This window comes from Pedococcus aerophilus (genome assembly GCF_039532215.1).
Lineage (GTDB): Bacteria > Actinomycetota > Actinomycetes > Actinomycetales > Dermatophilaceae > Pedococcus > Pedococcus aerophilus.
The window spans coordinates 97,590-116,004 of the sequence record NZ_BAAARN010000004.1; the positions used below are offsets into that span (position 1 = coordinate 97,590).

General features: G+C 71.6%; 17 protein-coding genes. 9 read left to right on the forward strand and 8 right to left on the reverse strand.

The window, feature by feature from the left end; genetic code table 11:
- Positions 1 to 70: 70 nt before the first annotated feature.
- Together tig and ABD286_RS15065 are read left to right on the forward strand one after the other, a co-directional pair.
- Positions 71 to 1,417, forward strand: coding sequence for a trigger factor (gene tig, locus ABD286_RS15060; RefSeq protein ID WP_344194927.1), 1,347 nt, complete (start codon positions 71 to 73; stop codon positions 1,415 to 1,417).
- Positions 1,418 to 1,537: 120 nt separating this feature from the next.
- Complete coding sequence (locus ABD286_RS15065) at positions 1,538 to 1,996, forward strand: hypothetical protein (protein ID WP_344194929.1); 459 nt, start codon at positions 1,538 to 1,540, stop codon at positions 1,994 to 1,996.
- Between the two features lie 145 nt (positions 1,997 to 2,141).
- On the opposite strand, the gene ABD286_RS15070 is transcribed toward ABD286_RS15065, so the two are convergent.
- Positions 2,142 to 3,224, reverse strand: a complete 1,083-nt coding sequence (locus tag ABD286_RS15070) for a LacI family DNA-binding transcriptional regulator (protein WP_344194931.1) — start codon at positions 3,222 to 3,224, stop codon at positions 2,142 to 2,144.
- 93 nt (positions 3,225 to 3,317) lie between these two features.
- Here ABD286_RS15070 and ABD286_RS15075 point away from each other — a divergent pair, with 93 nt between their 5' ends.
- From ABD286_RS15075 to ABD286_RS15085, 3 genes are all read left to right on the forward strand, one after another.
- Positions 3,318 to 4,553, forward strand: a complete 1,236-nt coding sequence (locus ABD286_RS15075; RefSeq protein WP_344194933.1) for an MFS transporter — start codon at positions 3,318 to 3,320, stop codon at positions 4,551 to 4,553.
- Between the two features lie 138 nt (positions 4,554 to 4,691).
- A complete protein-coding gene (locus tag ABD286_RS15080; RefSeq protein WP_425565403.1) occupies positions 4,692 to 5,333 on the forward strand; it encodes an ATP-dependent Clp protease proteolytic subunit in 642 nt (213 codons plus the stop codon).
- Between the two features lie 11 nt (positions 5,334 to 5,344).
- Positions 5,345 to 6,010: an ATP-dependent Clp protease proteolytic subunit gene (locus ABD286_RS15085; RefSeq protein ID WP_344194937.1), complete on the forward strand. Its 666-nt coding sequence runs from the start codon at positions 5,345 to 5,347 to the stop codon at positions 6,008 to 6,010.
- 84 nt (positions 6,011 to 6,094) lie between these two features.
- Here the strand turns inward: ABD286_RS15085 and ABD286_RS15090 are convergent, their stop codons facing one another.
- On the reverse strand, positions 6,095 to 7,171 hold the full coding sequence (locus ABD286_RS15090) for a TerC family protein (protein WP_344194939.1): 1,077 nt from the start codon (positions 7,169 to 7,171) through the stop codon (positions 6,095 to 6,097).
- 306 nt (positions 7,172 to 7,477) lie between these two features.
- On the opposite strand from ABD286_RS15090, the gene clpX reads away from it, so the two are divergent.
- Positions 7,478 to 8,752 (forward strand): ATP-dependent Clp protease ATP-binding subunit ClpX, encoded by a 1,275-nt coding sequence (gene clpX, locus ABD286_RS15095; protein ID WP_344194941.1) that lies wholly within the window; start codon positions 7,478 to 7,480, stop codon positions 8,750 to 8,752.
- A gap of 210 nt (positions 8,753 to 8,962) precedes the next feature.
- Here the strand turns inward: clpX and ABD286_RS15100 are convergent, their stop codons facing one another.
- From ABD286_RS15100 to ABD286_RS15120, 5 genes are read right to left on the reverse strand one after another with little or no spacing between them, the layout of a single operon-like run.
- Complete coding sequence (locus tag ABD286_RS15100) at positions 8,963 to 9,568, reverse strand: hypothetical protein (protein ID WP_344194943.1); 606 nt, start codon at positions 9,566 to 9,568, stop codon at positions 8,963 to 8,965.
- Positions 9,565 to 10,953, reverse strand: coding sequence for a DUF58 domain-containing protein (locus ABD286_RS15105; RefSeq protein ID WP_344194945.1), 1,389 nt, complete (start codon positions 10,951 to 10,953; stop codon positions 9,565 to 9,567). The genes ABD286_RS15100 and ABD286_RS15105 overlap by 4 nt, the downstream gene beginning before the upstream one ends.
- Positions 10,950 to 11,966 (reverse strand): AAA family ATPase, encoded by a 1,017-nt coding sequence (locus tag ABD286_RS15110; protein WP_425565404.1) that lies wholly within the window; start codon positions 11,964 to 11,966, stop codon positions 10,950 to 10,952. Before ABD286_RS15110 ends, ABD286_RS15105 begins: the two co-directional genes overlap by 4 nt.
- Positions 11,967 to 12,464 (reverse strand): hypothetical protein, encoded by a 498-nt coding sequence (locus ABD286_RS15115; RefSeq protein WP_344194947.1) that lies wholly within the window; start codon positions 12,462 to 12,464, stop codon positions 11,967 to 11,969.
- Positions 12,461 to 13,204, reverse strand: a complete 744-nt coding sequence (locus ABD286_RS15120) for a DUF4129 domain-containing protein (protein ID WP_344194949.1) — start codon at positions 13,202 to 13,204, stop codon at positions 12,461 to 12,463. Before ABD286_RS15120 ends, ABD286_RS15115 begins: the two co-directional genes overlap by 4 nt.
- A gap of 169 nt (positions 13,205 to 13,373) precedes the next feature.
- Here ABD286_RS15120 and ABD286_RS15125 point away from each other — a divergent pair, with 169 nt between their 5' ends.
- From ABD286_RS15125 to ABD286_RS15135, 3 genes are all read left to right on the forward strand, one after another.
- Positions 13,374 to 14,411 (forward strand): sigma-70 family RNA polymerase sigma factor, encoded by a 1,038-nt coding sequence (locus tag ABD286_RS15125; RefSeq protein WP_344194951.1) that lies wholly within the window; start codon positions 13,374 to 13,376, stop codon positions 14,409 to 14,411.
- 13 nt (positions 14,412 to 14,424) lie between these two features.
- Positions 14,425 to 15,015, forward strand: coding sequence for a maleylpyruvate isomerase family mycothiol-dependent enzyme (locus tag ABD286_RS15130; RefSeq protein ID WP_344194953.1), 591 nt, complete (start codon positions 14,425 to 14,427; stop codon positions 15,013 to 15,015).
- Positions 15,016 to 15,079: 64 nt separating this feature from the next.
- Positions 15,080 to 15,781, forward strand: a complete 702-nt coding sequence (locus tag ABD286_RS15135; RefSeq protein WP_344194955.1) for a hypothetical protein — start codon at positions 15,080 to 15,082, stop codon at positions 15,779 to 15,781.
- Here ABD286_RS15135 and valS read toward each other — a convergent pair.
- Positions 15,718 to 18,366 carry a valine--tRNA ligase gene (gene valS / locus ABD286_RS15140; RefSeq protein ID WP_344194957.1) on the reverse strand — a complete coding sequence of 883 codons (2,649 nt, stop codon included), beginning with the start codon at positions 18,364 to 18,366 and terminating at the stop codon, positions 15,718 to 15,720. The genes ABD286_RS15135 and valS overlap by 64 nt on opposite strands.
- Between the last annotated feature and the right edge of the window lie 49 nt (positions 18,367 to 18,415).

The following is an 18,415-nucleotide window of genomic DNA, read 5'->3' on the forward strand; positions in this document are numbered from 1 at the left end:
GCCCACGCCGGTGCGCAGGGCCTTTCTCGTTGCCCCGCCCGTTCCCCACCTGAACCTGGAGTACCCCGCAGTGAAGAGTGCCGTCGAGACCCTCAACCCGACCCGGGTCAAGCTGACCGTCGAGGTGCCGTTCGAGGAGCTCAAGCCCAGCCTCGACGCGGCCTACGCGACCATCGGCTCGCAGATCCAGGTGCCCGGCTTCCGCAAGGGCAAGGTCCCCAGCCGGATCATCGACCAGCGGGTCGGCCGCGGCGCCGTCCTGCAGGAGGCCGTCAACGAGGCCCTCCCGCAGTTCTACGGCCAGGCCGTCGAGGAGAACAAGGTCCGCCCGATCGGCCAGCCCGAGGTCGACGTGACCGAGGTCCCCGCCGAGGAGGGCCAGGACCTCAAGTTCACCGTCGAGGTCGACGTGCGTCCCGAGGTCGCGCTGCCCGAGGACTTCAGCGCCATCACCGTCGAGGTCGACGAGGCCAAGGCGTCCGACGAGGACGTCGAGGAGCGCCTCATCGCGCTGCAGGAGCGGTTCGGCACCCTCAAGGGTGTCGAGCGCGCGGTCGAGACCGGCGACTTCGTCTCCATCGACCTCGACGCCTCCATCGGCGACGAGGAGATCGACTCGGTCAAGGGCATCTCCTACGAGGTCGGCTCCGCCAACATGCTCGACGGCATGGACGACGCGCTCGTCGGCATGACCGCCGGCGAGACCAAGAACTTCTCGGCCCCGCTCGCCGGTGGCGACCGCGAGGGCGAGAACGCCGACGTCACCGTGACGGTCCAGTCGGTCAAGGTCCGCGAGCTCCCGTCGCTCGACGACGACTTCGCCCAGCTCGCGTCCGAGTTCGACACGCTGCAGGAGCTGCGTGCCGACGTGACCAAGCAGGCCGAGCAGGCCAAGAAGTTCGAGCAGGGCGTCCAGGCCCGCGACAAGGTGCTCGAGCACCTCCTCGAGACCATCGAGATCCCGATCCCCGACAGCATCGTCGAGGCCGAGGTCAACGCCCACCTCGAGGGCGAGAACCGCCTCGAGGACGACGAGCACCGCGCCGAGGTCGACGAGAGCACCCGCAAGGCGCTCAAGGCCCAGTTCCTTCTCGACGCCATCGCCGAGAAGACCGACGTCAAGGTCGAGCAGCCCGAGCTCATCGAGTACCTCGTCATGTCGGCCCAGCAGTACGGCATGGACCCGAACCAGTTCGCCCAGGCCATCGACCAGCAGGGCCAGGTGCCCGCCATGGTCGCCGAGGTCGCCCGTCGCAAGGCGCTGGCCAACGTCCTCGAGCAGGCCAAGGTCGTCGACACCGCCGGTGCCGAGATCGACCTGAGCGAGGTCACCGCGACCGACGTCGCCTCCGAGCTCGCCGAGTCCGGCCACGAGGGTCACGACCACGAGCACGACCACGAGGGCCACAACCACTGACCCTCCCGGCGGTCAACGACCGCCAACCGCACGCAAACGTATGCCGTGTCCCGCAGGTCGGGACACGGCATACGTCATTTGCGGGATCGCGGATGAGGCTGCGCCCCTGAGTCTTGTCCCATGGACATGGCCTCCTTCCACAAGCTGCGCCAGGCGGTTCAGGAGAACGCCAACCCGGCCGACGACGGTTACGTCGCCGCGCTCCAAGGCACCCTGGAGAAGGGGCTGCGCGGCAGCCGCCTGTTCGCGGAGGTCGAGCTCGGGCGCACCGACGACGTCGACAAGATGATCATCGGGGTGTGCCGGTGCGCCGACGACGTCGCACCCTGGGAGGCCGGGGTGGGCGTCGAGCGGCTGTGGGGCGTCGCGGCGCTGGATGCGCAGTGGGAGGCCCACCACGTGGCCGCGAACGACAGCTACCTCGAGTTCGAGGGTGCCCTGACCATCGACGCCAACGGCCGCTACATCACGCTGACCCTCGTCGCGGAGCCGGCCCTGGTGCCCGAGCCGCTGACGGCGGGTTCCTCGTCCGACGGCAACGACGGCCCCGCCCCCCGGAGCGCCACGATCGACGCCTGACCCTCCGGGCCCGGCCGCCGCCCCTACGGACGCGCGGCGCGAGCTCCCTGTGAACCACCCGTGACGGTCCCCCTGGCCGTTGCGGGTCGCCGACCGGTCCCCCCTGGGCCGGTGCGGGCCCCGGTGCCCGTCAGCCCCGTCCGCCTCAGGCGGGCGGGGGCATCGTGGTGGTGCCGAGGCGCAGCGTCACCGGCGCGACCTCGTCCTCGGGGCGCTCGCCGTCGAGCAGCCGGCGCAACAGCTCACCGAGCCGGCGCCCCTTGTGCTCGCCGTGCTGGTCCACGGTGGTCAGGGTCCCGGCGAACCACGGGAGCTCCACACCGTCGAAGCCCGTGACGCTGAGGTCCTCGGGCACACGCAGACCCAGCTCGCCCGCGGCGCGGACGACACCCATGGCGAGCAGGTCCGACTGGGCCACGACGGCGGTCGGGCGCTCCGCCGACGGTCGGTCCAGCAGCAGGCGCGCCGCGATGGCCCCCTGCTCGACGTCGGGGAGCGACGTCACGGCGAGCCGTCCGTGCGCCTCCTCGCCGAGGTCGTGCACGTCGAGGAACCCCAGGGCGCGGTCCCGGCTGTCGGCGAAGGTCGCCCCGTCCAGGGCGCTGCGGTCCACCAGCCCGGTCGGGTTGTCGGGGCGCAGCGGCATCATCAGGTGGGCCACCCGGCGGTGGCCGAGCTCGTGGACGTGGCGTGACACGGCGGTGCTGGCTCCACGGTTGTCCAGCGCGAGCTGGACCACCTGCGGGTGTGCGGGGGAGCCGTCGCCCAGCATCGGTATGCCGCGGGCGGCCAGGTGCTCGACCGCCGGGTTGTCGTCGGGGCCGCAGAGCGAGAAGACCACGGCGTCCAGGGCGGTGGCGGACAGCTGGGGGATGGCCTTCTCGGGGGCGCCGGCGTGCTGGGCGATGAGGAGCATCCCGGCCGGGATCTCGTCGAGGACCTGGGACAGCCCGTCCAGGACGCTCACCGCGAACGGGTCGCGGAACGCGTGCAGCAGCCGTCCCTCGACGATCACCCCGACCACGCCGGAGCGACCGTGGCGCAGGGAGGAGGCCAGGGGGTCCGGCCCGGTGTAGCCGAGCTCGGCCGCTGCGGCCAGGACGCGGGCCACCGTCTCGGCCGCCACGGGTCCCTTGCCGCTGAAGGCCAGGGACGCGGTGGAGGTGGACACCCCGGCGGCCTGGGCCACGGCGCGCAGGGTCGCCCGAGGTTGACGAGGAGCTGTCATGGGCGACACACTATCGAAACGATTCGATCGAATCGTTTCGATGCGCTCCAGGCGCCACCAGACCCCCACCCGCGCGCTGCGCAGGAAGACGCCGTGAACCACTCCACCACCCTCGACCGCACCCGTGTCGCCGCCGCACGCAACGCCGTCTTCATCGTCTTCGCCCTGGCCGGCGTCACCTTCGCCTCCTTCGCCTCGCGCATCGCCGACAGCAAGGCCGAGCTGGGGCTGACGGCAGGCGAGCTCGGCCTGACCCTGTTCGCCGCCTCGGCCGGGTCGCTCACTGCTCTGCCGTCGGCCGGCCGCGTGGCGGGCAGGATCGGTGCCGCGCGCACCATCGTCGTCGGCATGGTGCTCGGTTTCGCCGGCCTGCTGCTCGTCGCGTTCGCCGTGGACGTCCTGCAGTCCCGCTGGGTGATGGCCGCCGGCCTCTACCTCGTCGGCATGGGTGTCGGCCTGTGGGACGTGGCGATGAACCTCGAGGGCGCGGCCGTCGAGCGCCTGCTCGGCAAGACCGTGATGCCGCACTTCCACGCGGCGTTCTCCGGTGGCACCGTCCTCAGCGCCCTCATCGGTGCGGGGATGTCGTGGGGCAGCGTGCCGCTGCTCGTGCACTTCCTCATCGCGATCGTCGTCTCCGCGGCGCTCGGCGTGTGGGCCCTCAGGTCGTTCCTGCCGCGCGAGGTCGAGGTCTCCGACGAGGAGTCGGTCTCCGAGGACGGCACCACCCCGGTCAAGCCGAAGTCGGCGTGGCTCGAGCCGCGGACCCTCATGATCGGCCTGGTCGTCCTCGCGGCCGCCTTCACCGAGGGCACCGCCAACGACTGGATCGCCGTCGGTTTCGTCGAGGGCCACGACCTGCCCGCGTGGGCCGGCGTGCTGGCCTTCGCCTCCTTCCTGTCCTTCATGACCGTCGGACGCCTCGTCGGCACGCGACTGCTCGACCAGTACGGCCGGGTGCCCGTCCTCCAGGTCACCTTCGCCATGGCCGCCATCGGCTCGCTCATGGTGATCTTCGGGAACGTCTGGGTCGCCTACCTCGGCACCGCCGTCTGGGGCGTCGGCGCCTCGCTCGGCTTCCCCGTGGGCATGAGCGCCTCGGCCGACGACCCGGCACGGGCCGCCGCCCGGATGTCCGTGGTCGCGACGATCGGCTACACCGCGTTCATCGCAGGACCGCCGATGCTGGGCTTCCTCGGCGACCACTTCACCGTCCTCAAGGCCCTGATGGCCGTGACGGTCATGGTGGCCGCGGCGATGCTCGTCATCCCGGCCACCCGCGAACCGCAGGCGGCGGCCGTGGAGCGCGAGGCTGCGACCCGCTCCTGACCGGTCCGTACGGCGCCCGCTGGGTGGACGCCATACGCAGGCCAGTGCGCTCAGGGCGAACATCCGGGGGATCGGGGACTTCCGCCCACCACCTCCGCGTTAGGGTCACTGACAAGCACAATCCCGAGCGATGGAGACATGGTGAGCACGCCACAAGAGATCGTCGCCGCAGCTGAGCGGCCGCAGGGTGGTCTGGACGACCACATCTACAACCGTCTGCTCAAGGAGCGGATCATCTTCCTCGGCTCGGACGTCCGCGACGACAACGCGAACGCGATCTGCGCGCAGCTGCTGCTGCTCGCCGCCGAGGACCCCAGCAAGGACATCTGGCTCTACATCAACAGCCCCGGCGGATCGATCTCCGCGGGCATGGCGATCTACGACACGATGAAGTGGATCCCCAACGACGTGGCCACGGTGGCCATGGGCATGGCGGCCTCGATGGGCCAGTTCCTGCTCTCCGCCGGCACCCACGGCAAACGCTACGCCACCCCGCACGCCCGCGTCATGATGCACCAGCCGTCGGGTGGCATCGGTGGCACGGCGTCGGACATCAAGATCCAGGCCGAGCAGATGCTCTACGTCAAGAAGCAGATGGCCGAGCTGATCGCCGAGCACACCGGCCAGTCGATCGACCAGATCGAGCGCGACTCCGACCGCGACCGCTGGTTCAGCGCCGAGGAGGCCAAGGAGTACGGCTTCGTCGACCACGTGTTCAGCAGCGCAGCCCAGGCCGGCAGCCGTGGCGGCGACGACAACCCGGTCTCCGGGGACAAGTGAGGGACGGACAGATGAACTACAACACCAACCCCGCCATGCACGGCGGGCTCCAGGTCCCGGCTCCGTCGAGCCGCTACATCCTGCCGCAGTTCGAGGAGCGCACCTCCTACGGCATGAAGCGCCTCGACCCCTACACGAAGCTCTTCGAGGACCGCATCATCTTCCTCGGCGTGCAGGTCGACGACGCGTCCGCGGACGACGTCATCGCCCAGCTCATCGTGCTGGAGTCGCAGGACCCCGACCGCGACATCCTCATGTACATCAACAGCCCCGGTGGCTCGTTCACGGCGATGACCGCGATCTACGACACGATGCAGTACATCCGCCCCGACGTGCAGACGTTCGTCATCGGGCAGGCGGCCTCGGCCGCCGCGGTGCTGCTGTCGGCCGGTGCCAAGGGCAAGCGCTTCGCGCTCCCGAACGCGCGGATCCTCATCCACCAGCCGGCCCTCGAGGGTGGCATGGGTGGCCAGGCGTCCGACATCGAGATCCAGGCCAACGAGGTGCTGCGCATGCGCACCTGGCTCGAGGAGACCTGGGCGGAGAACTCCGGCCGCTCCGTCGAGCAGGTCCGCAACGACATCGAGCGCGACAAGATCCTGTCCGCGCAGGAGGCCAAGGAGTACGGCCTCATCGACGAGGTCCTCGGCTCCCGCAAGGGCACCCTGGAGGACTGACCTCCACCCCGCACCACGCACAGGTATGCCGCCCGCTCACCAGAGCGGGCGGCATACCTGTTGTCGGTGGTGGTGCCTGGTGCGTCAGTGGACCTCGGCGCGCTCCGCGTCCGGGTCGGTCCGTGCGGCACCGTCGGGCCCACCGTGCTCGTCGGCCTGGTCACCACGGGTGGCGGCGAGGCTGGTGGCGGTGACGACGGCGAGGATGCCGACGATCACGCCCAGCGAGACGAGGGTCGGGATCTCCGGGGTGGACGGCCACACGCCGTGCGCCCAGTGCAGGACCAGCTTGACGCCGATGAAGCCCAGGATCGCGGCGAGGCCGTAGCCGAGGTGGACCAGGCGGGACAGGGCACCCTCGAGGACGAAGTACAGGGCGCGCAGGCCGAGCAGGGCGAAGGCGTTCGTCGCGAAAACGAGGTAGGGGTCGCCGGTGATGCCGTAGACCGCCGGGACCGAGTCGACGGCGAAGACGATGTCCGTGGCCAGGATGGCCACGGTGACCAGGGCCAGCGGGGTCAGGGCGCGCCGGCCGTTCTCCCGGACCGTCATCGCGGTGGAGTGGTACTCGTCCTTGACCGGCATGAACTTGCGCAGGATCCGGACGGTGCGCATCTTGTCGATGTCGATCTCGTGGTCGTTGCCCTGGACGGCGTCCTTGAGCAGCTTGAGACCGGTGACGAGCAGGATCACGCCGAACAGCAGGAAGGTCCAGTCGAAGGTCTTGAGCATCTGGGCGCCCAGGGCGATGAACACACCGCGCAGCGCCAGCGCACCGACCACACCGATGAGCAGCACGCGCTGCTGGAGCTCCTTGGGCACCGCGAAGGCGGCGAGCAGGAGCATGAAGACGAACAGGTTGTCGACCGACAGCGACTTCTCGACGAGGTAGCCGGTGTAGTACTCCACGCCGATCGTGCTGCCGTGCTGGGACCAGATGTAGCCACCGAAGGCGACGGGCAGCGCGATGTAGAACGCGGACCAGCCGAGGGCCTCCTTCATGGAGACCTCGTGCGGGCGGCGGGTGAGCAGGAAGTCCATCACCACGAGGGCGACGACGGCACCGATGCTCACCGCCCACAGCATCGGGGTGCCGATGGACTCGACCGCGGCGGGGTCGGCCGCGGCGTGGACGAAGGAAGGGGAGGAGAACGAAGGCATCAAGACCTCATGGCTAGCCGTCCGAGGTCTCCTTCACCGCCTGAGAAATGCGGCGCCGCCCGGGAGCACCATGGGATGCTCGTACTGACCGGACGGACTGTGGGAAGTACTCCCCTCGTGCTCCGAGGATACCGGCGGCCACGGGGGACCACCAACTCGGAGAGTTGTCCGCCCTCAGCGGACAAGGGCGACGGGAGGCCGACTCGGCGGTTTCAATGGAGCCACGGGTGCACGCGGCGTTGTAGCGTCGGACCGTTGCTGCTCGCACTGGGCAGTGTTTCGCACGGACAGACCGGAGGACCGCGAGTGGCACGCATGGGAGAGAGCGGCGACCTGCTGAAGTGCTCGTTCTGCGGCAAGAGCCAGAAGCAGGTCAAGAAGCTCATCGCCGGCCCCGGGGTCTACATCTGCGACGAGTGCATCGACCTCTGCAACGAGATCATCGAGGAGGAGCTCGCCGAGTCCTCCGAGCTGGGCCTGGACGAGCTGCCCAAGCCCAAGGAGATCTTCGGCTTCCTCGAGAACTACGTGGTCGGCCAGGACGTCGCGAAGAAGGCGCTCGCCGTCGCGGTCTACAACCACTACAAGCGCATCCAGGCCGGTGAGGCGACCGCCAAGAAGGACGTCGAGTCCGTCGACATCGCCAAGTCGAACATCCTGCTCATCGGCCCGACCGGCTGCGGCAAGACCTACCTCGCCCAGACCTTGGCCCGCATGCTCAACGTGCCGTTCGCCATCGCCGACGCGACGGCCCTGACCGAGGCCGGCTACGTCGGCGAGGACGTCGAGAACATCCTCCTCAAGCTCATCCAGGCCGCCGACTACGACGTCAAGAAGGCCGAGACGGGCATCATCTACATCGACGAGGTCGACAAGATCGCCCGCAAGAGCGAGAACCCCTCGATCACGCGCGACGTCTCGGGTGAGGGCGTCCAGCAGGCCCTCCTCAAGATCCTCGAGGGCACGACGGCCTCCGTCCCGCCGCAGGGTGGGCGCAAGCACCCGCACCAGGAGTTCATCCAGATCGACACGACGAACGTGCTGTTCATCGTGGGCGGTGCGTTCGCCGGCCTGGAGAAGCTCATCGAGTCGCGCAACGGCAAGAAGGGCCTCGGCTTCGGCTCAGAGCTGCACACGCCGAAGGACCTCGCCGAGTCGATCCACGAGGTGATGCCCGAGGACCTGATGAAGTTCGGGCTCATCCCCGAGTTCATCGGTCGACTGCCCGTCATCACCACGGTCAGTCCGCTGGACCAGGCCGCCCTCGTGACGATCTTGTCCGAGCCGCGCAACGCGCTGGTCAAGCAGTACAAGAAGATGTTCGAGATCGACGGGGTCGAGCTTGAGTTCACCGACGACGCGCTCCAGGCGATCGCCGACTCCGCCCTGAAGCGCGGCACGGGCGCCCGTGGCCTGCGCGCCATCATGGAGGAGGTGCTCATGCCGGTGATGTTCGACGTCCCGAGCGACGAGGGCATCTCCCGCGTGGTGGTCACCAAGGAGGTCGTGGAGGACAACGTCCTGCCGACCATCGTGCGTCGCGACGAGGAGCCCAAGCGCACCCGGAAGCGTTCCGCCTGAGCCTCGGCGTCCCGGGCGCCACACGTCCTCGACGAAGGGACCCCACCACCGGTGGGGTCCCTTCGTCGTCGAGGCTCCCGCACGGCACGCCCACGCGGCCCACGCGGCACGTGCCCACGGCACGCCCACGCGGCACGCGCCCGCGGCACGCGCCCGCGGCACGCCGACGCGGAGCGCGCCCTGGGCACGCCTGCGCAGCAGGGCCCCCGCTCAGCGGCGGGCGTCGCGGGACAGCAGCCAGATCGCCAGGGCCAGCACCGCTGACGTACCGATGGCTGCGTAGCTGAGCGTGATGTCGCCGGCGGCCCGCGCCCGGTCCGCGCCGAGGGCGAGCGCCCACAGCGGCACGGTGCCCACCGCGACGGTGGCGGCACGGCGCGACCAGCGGCGCAGGCTCGCCGCCGGCACCGGCGCGGCCGGTGGCAGGCTCGCTGCCAGCGCAGCGGTGAGGTGGACCACGAGCAGCAGCAGGGCAGCGCCCAGCAGCCGCAGCCAGGCACCGGTGGTCGCCGGGACCGGCACGGTGCCCACCCAGTGCAGCGCGAGACCCGCCACGAGCAGCCCGGACCCGGCGGACTCGGGTCGCAGCGCGGCCCAGCCGCTGAGCACCACGAGCACCACGGCACCGACGACGAGCCCGTGCGGCGCTGCCACTAGGGTGAGGGCCACGAGGGCCACCGAGGCGGCGACGAGCGCCGCACGCAGGCCGAGCTGGGACGGCGAGAGGCCGAGGGCGCGCGACACCGAGGCACCGGACCGGGTCCCGCCCCGGGGCGGGGCAGCCGAGGTGGCGTGGGTGGTCTCGGCGGCGCTCACCGCGTCACCACCCGGGGGGACCGCGATCGCCGGCCGAGGTCCCGCAGGACGAGGTCGAGGGTGCCCGGGCCCGCCCACGGGACGATCGGGACGCCCGCCTCCTGGGCGCGAGCCATCTCGCGGCCCCGTTCGAGCAGCCGCAGCCGCCACGCGAGTCGGGTCTCCACGGGCTGGTCGGCGGTGGTGGCGGACACCTCGGCGAGGCGCTCGAGCGGGATGTCGGCCGTCGCGAGGTGGGCGGGCAGCGTGTCGACCGCGACAACCGAGATCCCGCGCCGGGACAGCCCGACCGCGTGGGCGAGGACCTCGGGGGAGACGGCCGGGGTCAGGACGACGGCCAGGGTCCCGGCCGAGACGTGGTGGCGCAGCTGGGAACGCAGGCGCTTCTCGTCGCTGACGGTGCCGTCGGCCACCGTCGTCCGGGCCAGCGCGTCGAGGACGCGGCGCAGGTGGTGCTGCCCGGCCGCGGCGGACACCGGGGGCAGGTCACGCGCGCCGAGGACCAGCAGCCCGACACGGTCACCGGCTCGCAGGTAGTGCTCGGCGATGGCGCCGGCGGCACGCACGGCGTTGTCGAGGCTGCTGCTCGACCCGCCCAGGCTGTCGCTGCGACCGATGTCGTGCATGGCGTCGACGAGGAGCAGGATCTCGCTGTCCTGGTCGGCATGGGTGGCGGTCACGTGCAGCTCGCCGGTCCGCACCGAGACGGGCCAGTGCACACGGCGCAGCCGGTCCCCGAAGCGGAACGGCCTGATCTGGTCGAGCTCTCCGCCGTCGCCGGGGTGGTGCGAACGGTTCTGGCCGATGAGGCCGTCCGGTCGGGGGACGGCGACCCGGGCGGTGAAGGTGTCGGGGAGCGGGACGGTGGGGATCGCCGGGAGCGTCACCGGTTCGGGTTCCCAGCGGAACGCACCGAGGGGACTGGTCAGCGCGATCGTGGCCGGGCCAAGGGGGCGGTGACCCCAGCGGGTGCTGCGGCAGACCAGGTCCAGGGTGGTCGGGTCGTCACCTCCCGGTGCAGCTGCCAGCGAGCGGGACCCGGGGGAGTACGTCGTGAACGCGGTGGGGAGCACGGTGAGCCCCATCTCCTCGACCTCGGCGTGCGGTGCCAGGCTGGCCCGCCACGTCGTGGCTTGCCCTTCGCGCAGCAGCGGGTGCCCCAGCGCTGCGTGGACGACCGGGTCCGACGACGGGCGCCGCGCGCTGGCCCAGAGCGCGACGAGCAGCAGCGGCGCGCCGAGCACCACGGCGTCAGGCCGGCGCAGCACGACACCGACGGCGAGCAGGAGCAGGCCCAGCCCCAGGGAGCGGACGTGGGCAGGCGTGACCCGCCAGCGACCGACGAGGCGTCGGCCCCCGATCGTGGTGTCCTGCGCTGCGCTCACGGGCGCTCGAAGCCCGTCCGGGGCGAGCCGGCGGTGGTCGCGGCAGGGGTCGGGACCGACGACAGCACGGCCGTGACGACGCTGGCTGCGGACACGTCGTTCATCCACAGCTCGGGGCGCACGGTCACGCGGTGGTCGAGGCAGGCGTGCGCGACGGCCTTGACGTCCTCGGGGGTGACGTAGTCGCGGCCGCGCAGCACGGCATACGCGCGGGACGTGAGCAGCAGCGCGAGGGAGCCTCGGGGCGAGGCACCCATGAGCAGGCTCTGGTGGCTGCGCGTCGCGGCCGCGAGCCGCACGCAGTACTGGCCGACCCCCTCGTCGACCGTCACCGTCTCCACGGCCGCCTGCATCTGGAGCAGCCCGGTGGCGTCGATGACCCGGGTGACCTCCTGCGCCTCCTGGCGGCGAGACATGCGACGCTGGAGGACGTCCCACTCCTCGGCGGCGGTCGGGTAGCCGAAGCTGACGCGCAGGAGGAAGCGGTCGAGCTGGGCCTCGGGCAGCGGATAGGTGCCCTCGTACTCCACGGGATTGGCCGTGGCCAGCACGTGGAAGGGCCGCGGGAGCGCGAACGTCTCGCCCTCGACCGTCACCTGTCCCTCCTGCATCGCCTCGAGGAGGGCCGACTGCGTCTTGGGGGGCGTGCGGTTGATCTCGTCGGCGAGCAGCAGGCCGGTGAACAGCGGGCCCTTGCGGAACGCGAACTCATGGGTGCGCTGGTCGTAGAGGAAGGACCCCGTCAGGTCGCTCGGGAGCAGGTCCGGCGTGAACTGGGCCCGGGCGAAGTCCAGCCCGAGGGCCTGGGCGAACGACCGCGCCGCGAGGGTCTTGCCGAGCCCCGGGAAGTCCTCCATGAGGACGTGTCCGCCGGCGAGCACCCCGGCCAGGACGATCTCGAGGCTGCGGCGCTTGCCGACGACGGCCCGTTCGACCTCGGTGAGGATGGCATCGGCGCGCGCCGAGACCTCCTCGAGCGTCAGGGGCGCCTGCTGCGTCACGGGCTGGGTCACTCAGATCTCCTCCAGGGTGGTGGTGAACGCCGCGAGCCGGTCGCTGGGGAGGCGGGCTGGCGGGGGTTGGGTCAGGTATGCCGTGAGCTCGGGGCCCAGCGCGGCCCGCGACTCCTCGGGATCGGCGGTGAGGGACAGCCCGCGACGCAGCCGCAGCCGGTCCTCCGCGAGGGAGGTCAGCGTCGCGTGCAGGCGAGTCCCAGCCTGCGGGTCCCCGCCCGCCGCGGCCCGGACGTCGCCGGTGATGCGGGCGATGCGCAGGTCTGCGCCCCGGGTCACCGGGGGTGCCACGAAGGTGTGCGTCCAGTCGGTCGCACCGCGGGACTGCCACAACCACTGCCACACGACCGCGATCACGGCGATGAGGGCGGCGGACGCGATGAGCAGCCCAGGGCTGCGCAGCACCGGGACGGCGATGGTCACCACGCCGAGCAGGAGGAGGACCACGGCGGCGAGAGCGATCTGCCGGGTCGTGTCGAGGGCGGCGAGACGTCTCATCGTGAGCGACCTGCGGCCGACCGGGACGTCGCACCGCTGCTGGTCTCGGGGTGCTGCACCTTGGGGGTGGCCCGTCGCAGCTCGACCTGCACCTGCTGCAGGGCCTCGCGCGCGCGGTCGCGCATCTCCTCGCCGATGGGGTGGGTGGAGAAGCGGGCCTCGCGGTAGAGGGCGGCGAGGGCGTCGAGCGGTGACCGGTCGACGGCATAGGAGCGCAGCACCGCGGTGACGAGCTCCTCGGAGGTCCGGGTCGCGTCGTCGCGGACGCCGATGCTGCGGACCGCGGACTCCAGGGCCACCCACGCGGCGACGACGGCGTTCGCCGGGGAGCCGGTGGCGAGCAGCTCCTCACCCTCACGGGCGCCCCTCAGCAGGACCTCGGGGACGACCACGGCGTCGTCGAGGTCCTGCTGAGGGGCCTCCCGTGCGGCCCACCACCGGCGCAGCTCGCGGACGACCGCGACGAGCAGCGCCAGGGCGACGAGCGCCAGGAGGACCTTGGCGGCCCACGAGACCAGGTCGACGAGGAAGGGCTGTGCGGCGCTGGGGCTCAGGCTGGACAGCTTCTGGCCCTCCGACGTCCCGGAGTCGACCCCGTAGTCGATGCCGCGGGCCCTGGCCCCCGAGTCGGTGAGGTCGCGGCGGGCGAAGATCGCCACCGGTCCGGTCGCCGACACCCAGGCAGCGAGGAGCAGGGTCACGACGCCCCCGCCCAGCAGTCCCCACCCGCGCCTGGTCACGGTGCACGACCCTAGGCAGTTCCGGGCGGCGGCGGGGCCTCCGGGGGCAAAATCGCGGACGTTTCGTTACCCACCGATGAGTTCTCGCGCGGGTCCGGGTCTGTCCTGGTACGACCCCCCTGTGCCTAGGGTGGGTCGAGCAGCGCAGCGGCGAACCAGGAGGACCCCTATGACCCAGGCGAGCGACACCCAGGCACCCAGCGACGGTGGCACTGCGGCGCCGGTGGCTCCGGCGGGTGAGTTCCCGGCGCTGGCCGACGGCTACCGCCGCGAGCTCACCGCGCACTGCTACCGGATGACCGGGTCGATCCACGACGCCGAGGACCTCGTGCAGGAGACCTACCTGCGCGCCTGGCGCTCCTACGACGGGTTCGAGGGTCGTTCGTCGGTGCGCACCTGGCTCTACCGCATCGCCACGAACGTCTGCCTGACCGCACTCGAGGGCAAGGACCGGCGGCCGCTGCCCACCGGTCTCGGCGCCCCGGCCAGCGAGCCCGGTGACGCCCTCGCCTCCTCGACCGAGATCTCGTGGCTCGAGCCGGCCCCGGACCCCATGGTCGCGGGCGAGGCCAGCGACCCCGCGAGCATCGTGGGACAGCGCGAGAGCATCCGGCTCGCCTTCGTCGCCGCGCTCCAGCACCTGCCGGCGCGTCAGCGGGCCGTGCTCATCCTGCGTGACGTCCTGCGCTGGAAGGCGTCCGAGGTCGCCACCGCCATGGACACGACGGAGGCCGCGGTGAACAGCGCGCTCCAGCGTGCCCACGCGCAGTTGTCGAAGGCCGACCTGAGCCAGGACACCCTCGACACGACGCTCGACGCCGACAAGCAGGCGATGCTGGACCGGTACGTGAAAGCGTTCTGGGACAAGGACATCGCGGCCATCGTGGGGATGCTCACCGCCGACGCGGTGTGGGAGATGCCTCCCTTCACCGGCTGGTACTCCGGGCCGGAGGCGATCGGGAAGCTCATCGACACCCAGTGCCCCGGCGGGGTCAACGACATGCCGATGGTCGCCACCACGGCGAACGGCCAGCCGGCCTTCGGCCTCTACATGCGTCAGCCCGACGGCACGTTCGCGCCGTTCCACCTGCAGGTGCTGACGCTGCGCGGGACCAAGGTGGAGCACGTCGCGGCGTTCTTCGACGTCGACCTCTTCGCACGGTTCGGCCTGCCGGCCAGCCTGCCCGCCGACCACCTCGCGCGCTGAGCCGCTCGACGCCATGTCGCTGCCCGGAGCCAGCCCGCCGACCCCGCGCGCGGTCGAGCTGCTCGACCGCGCTGTCGGCTACACCCGTGGCTGCCTCGCGCAGGTGACGCCCGAGGCCCTCGGGCGTGCGACCCCCTGCGCGGGCTGGACGCTGCTCGACCTGCTCGTGCACATGGACGACTCGTTGGCGGCGATGGGGGAGGCGGCCCGGTCGCCGTCGCTCTCGCTGGCCCCGGTCGCCGGAGCGTCCGACGCCCGGAGCCTGCTCGTGAGCATCCGGCAACGCGCCTGCGGGCTGGTCGCGCAGTGGCTGCCGCCGGCGCAGGACACGGTCCGCCTCGGTCCGGCGGACCTGGCTCGGGAGACCCTCGGTGCCGTGGGTGCGTTGGAGATCGCCCTGCACGGCTGGGACGTGGCCATGGCGCTCGGCCTCGACCGCCCCATCCCGCCGACGCTGGCCATGGACCTGTGGCCGTGGGCGCGTGACCACATCACCGACGAGGACCGCCCGATCCGGTTCGCGGCACCGCCGGAGGTGCCGACGTGGGCACCGCCCCAGACGCGCCTGCTCGCCCAGGCGGGGCGGCGTGACGACGTCACCTGACCCGGGTCGGGGTCCTCGACCTTCGATGGTGGACGGCACCGGGCCGACCGGACAGGATGGGCCCATGGCCATCGGGTACCGGTTGAGCAGCGGGGACACAGGGCCGGTGCAGCAGAGCCCCGTGACGTGCGGCTCGGCCTGCCTGACCGTGGCCCGGATGCTCGTCAACCCGGCCTTCGCGCGGTGGATCACCACGGGTGAGGGGCCGCGCGGTGACGCGCCGGCGGGGGCGACCGAGCAGGAGCGCTTCGCCGCATACGAGCGCGTCGTCATGGCCCGCACCAACCAGCTCTTCGCCGGTGGGCGCCGGCTCAACCTGCCGTGGCCCCGGGCCCTCGGCACCCCGCCCTGGGGGGCGCGCAAGGAGCTCGAGTTCGGTGCGGCCCGCACCGGCACCACCTACGAGCTCCGTATGGTGCGCCAGCTCACCACCGCGGGGCTGCGGACCGCGCACGCACGGCTGCTCGACGTCGTGTCGGAGGGGGAGCCGGCGCTGCTCTACATCGGCAGCGCGACCCTGCCCCGTCACGTCACCCTCGTCCTGCCCGGCGACGGCGACCGGGTCCTGGACGTCTACGACCCCGCGACCGGCCGGGTCACCCTGCTCGACGAGTCACGGTTCGCCGGGCGGGCCCTGGGCCTGTCGGGCTGGGACGTCCCGTGGGTCGCCGTCCAGCCCGACGGGCTGCGCAGGGCCCAGGCCTATCGCTTCTCCACCGGGATGAGCTCGGCGTCGCGGACCTCGGGGGTCTCGGCCTCGGCGTAGGTCGGCGTCGCGGTGATGCGACCAGCGGCGCTGAGGTCGGCCTCGCCCTGCCGGACGCGGGCCACCCAGTCGCCGGGACCGGCCAGGGTGATGGAGGCGACCTCGGCACGCATGCCGACCTTGGCCTCCGACTTGGCCTTGCGGACCCCGGCGAGGGCCTCTCCGACGGCCGTGAGCAGCGCGCGCTCACCACCTTCGCCGGCCGCGACGTCGTCCGTCGTCGGCCACGGGGCGCGGTGGACCGAGCCCTCGTGCCACCAGGACCAGACCTCTTCGGTGACGTAGGGCAGGAACGGCGCGAGGAGCCGCAGCTGGACGTCGAGGGCGATGCGCAGGGCAGCACGGGCCGAGGCGGCGGCCTCGTCGCCCTGGCCGCCGTAGGCTCGGTCCTTGACGAGCTCGAGGTAGTCGTCGCAGAAGGTCCAGAAGAACGTCTCGGTCGTCTCGAGGGCCTTGGCGTGGTCGTAGGCCTCGAACCCGGCCGTCGCCTTCGCGACCACCTCACGCAGCTCGGCGAGCACCGCCTTGTCGAGCGGGTTCGTCACTGCCGCAGCGAGGTCGCCATCCACCTCACCACTGTTCCCGATACCCGCTTCGGCTTCGCCAAAAGAGAGCGCGAACTTGCTCGCGTTGAGGACCTTGATCGCGAGGCGTCGACCGACCTTCATCTGACCGGTGTCGTAGGCCGCGTCGGTGCCGAGCCGGGCGGAGGCCGCCCAGTAGCGGACGGCATCGGCACCGTGCTGGCGCACGACGTCCTCGGGCGTCTCGGCGTTGCCCTTGGACTTGCTCATCTTCTTGCGGTCCGGGTCGAGGATCCAGCCGCTGATCGCGGCGCCGGTCCACGGCAGCGAGCCGTGCTCGAGGTGGGCGCGGACCACGGTCGCGAACAGCCAGGTGCGGATGATGTCCTGCCCCTGCGGACGCAGGTCCATGGGGAAGACCTTGTCGAACAGCTCGGGGTCACCGCGCCAGCCGAGGGCGATCTGCGGGGACAGCGAGGAGGTCGCCCAGGTGTCCATGATGTCGGGGTCGCCCACGAAGCCGCCGGCCTGACCGCGCTGCGACTCGTCGTACCCCTGCGGCGCCTGGGCTGCGGGGTCGACGGGGAGCTGGTCCTCGGCGGGCGAGATCGGCTGGTCCCAGACGGGGTTGCCGGCGGCATCCACGGGGTACCAGACCGGGATCGGGACGCCGAAGAAGCGCTGCCGGCTGATCAGCCAGTCACCGTTGAGGCCCCCGACCCAGTTCTCGTAGCGGGTGCGCATGAAGGTCGGGTGGAAGTCGAGCTCGCGACCGCGCTCGATGAGCTCGGCGTTGAGGGCCGCGTCGCGCCCGCCGTTGCGGATGTACCACTGGCGCGAGGTGACGATCTCGAGCGGCTTGTCGCCCTTCTCGAAGAAGTTGGCCTTGCGCTGGGTGGCCTTGGGCTCCCCGTCGAGGTCGCCCGACTCGCGCAGGGCGTCGACGACGGCGGCCCGCGCGGAGAAGGTCGTCTTCGTGGCGAGCTCGGCGAACAGCGTCCGGCCCTGCTCGGAGGTGATCCACTCGGGCGTCTCGGCCTGGATGCGGCCGTTGCGGGTGATCACCGAGCGCGTCGGCAGGTCGAGCTCGCGCCACCACTGCACGTCGGTGAGGTCACCGAAGGTGCAGCACATGGCGATGCCCGCGCCCTTGTCCATCTCGGCGAGCGGGTGGGCGAGGACCGGCACCTCGACCCCGAACAGGGGTGAGGTGACCGTGGTCCCGAACAACGCGGCATACCGCTCGTCGTCGGGGTGGGCGATGAGGGCCACGACCGACGGGATCAGCTCGGGCCGGGTGGTCTCGATGTGGACCACCTCGCCGCCCTCGCGGTGGAACGCGACGCGGTGGTAGTGGCCGGGGTAGTCGCGCGCCTCGAGCTCGGCCTGGGCGACGGCGGTCTGGAAGGTGACGTCCCAGAGGCCGGGGGCCTCGGACTGGTACGCCTCGCCGCGGGCGAGGTTGCGCAGGAACGCCTGCTGGGCCGTGGCCCGCGAGTGGGCGTCGATGGTGCGGTAGTTGACGTCCCAGTCGACGGAGAGGCCGAGCCGGCGCCAGAGCGCCTCGAAGGTCTCCTCGTCCTTGACCGTCAGGACGTCGCACAGCTCGATGAAGTTCTGGCGCGAGACCGGCACCTGGTCGGCGGCCTTGACGCTCTTGCCCTCGGCGCCCTGCAGCGGCGGCACGAAGTCGGGGTCGTGGGGCAGCGTCGCGTCGCCGCGGACTCCGTAGTAGTTCTGGACGCGGCGCTCGGTCGGCAGGCCGTTGTCGTCCCAGCCCATGGGGTAGAAGACCTCGAGGCCCGTCATCCGCTTGTAGCGCGCGATGCAGTCGGTGTGCGTGTAGGAGAAGACGTGTCCGACGTGCAGCGACCCGGAGGCCGTCGGGGGCGGGGTGTCGATCGCGTAGATCGCCTCACGAGGCCCGGCGAGCGCCTTGGCCCGGTCGAACGTGTAGGTGCCCTGCTCGCGCCATACCTGCGACCACGTGTCCTCGAGCCCGTCGATGGAGGGCTTGTCGGGGATGGCGGCAGCGCGTGGCGTGGAGGGTGCGTCGGTCATGGCGTGATCTTCCCATCCCGGCTCACGCGCTGACCAACCGGTTGTCGTG

Coding starts and splice junctions, on each gene's coding strand:
- ABD286_RS15115 (WP_344194947.1), bottom strand. CDS start 12,464: ATGAGACGTCTCGCCGCCCTCGACACGACCCGGCAGATCGCTCTCGCC.
- ABD286_RS15085 (WP_344194937.1), top strand. CDS start 5,345: ATGAACTACAACACCAACCCCGCCATGCACGGCGGGCTCCAGGTCCCG.
- ABD286_RS15065 (WP_344194929.1), top strand. CDS start 1,538: ATGGACATGGCCTCCTTCCACAAGCTGCGCCAGGCGGTTCAGGAGAAC.
- ABD286_RS15135 (WP_344194955.1), top strand. CDS start 15,080: ATGGCCATCGGGTACCGGTTGAGCAGCGGGGACACAGGGCCGGTGCAG.
- ABD286_RS15070 (WP_344194931.1), bottom strand. CDS start 3,224: ATGACAGCTCCTCGTCAACCTCGGGCGACCCTGCGCGCCGTGGCCCAG.
- ABD286_RS15080 (WP_425565403.1), top strand. CDS start 4,692: ATGGTGAGCACGCCACAAGAGATCGTCGCCGCAGCTGAGCGGCCGCAG.
- valS (WP_344194957.1), bottom strand. CDS start 18,366: ATGACCGACGCACCCTCCACGCCACGCGCTGCCGCCATCCCCGACAAG.
- ABD286_RS15125 (WP_344194951.1), top strand. CDS start 13,374: ATGACCCAGGCGAGCGACACCCAGGCACCCAGCGACGGTGGCACTGCG.
- ABD286_RS15090 (WP_344194939.1), bottom strand. CDS start 7,171: ATGCCTTCGTTCTCCTCCCCTTCCTTCGTCCACGCCGCGGCCGACCCC.
- ABD286_RS15130 (WP_344194953.1), top strand. CDS start 14,425: ATGTCGCTGCCCGGAGCCAGCCCGCCGACCCCGCGCGCGGTCGAGCTG.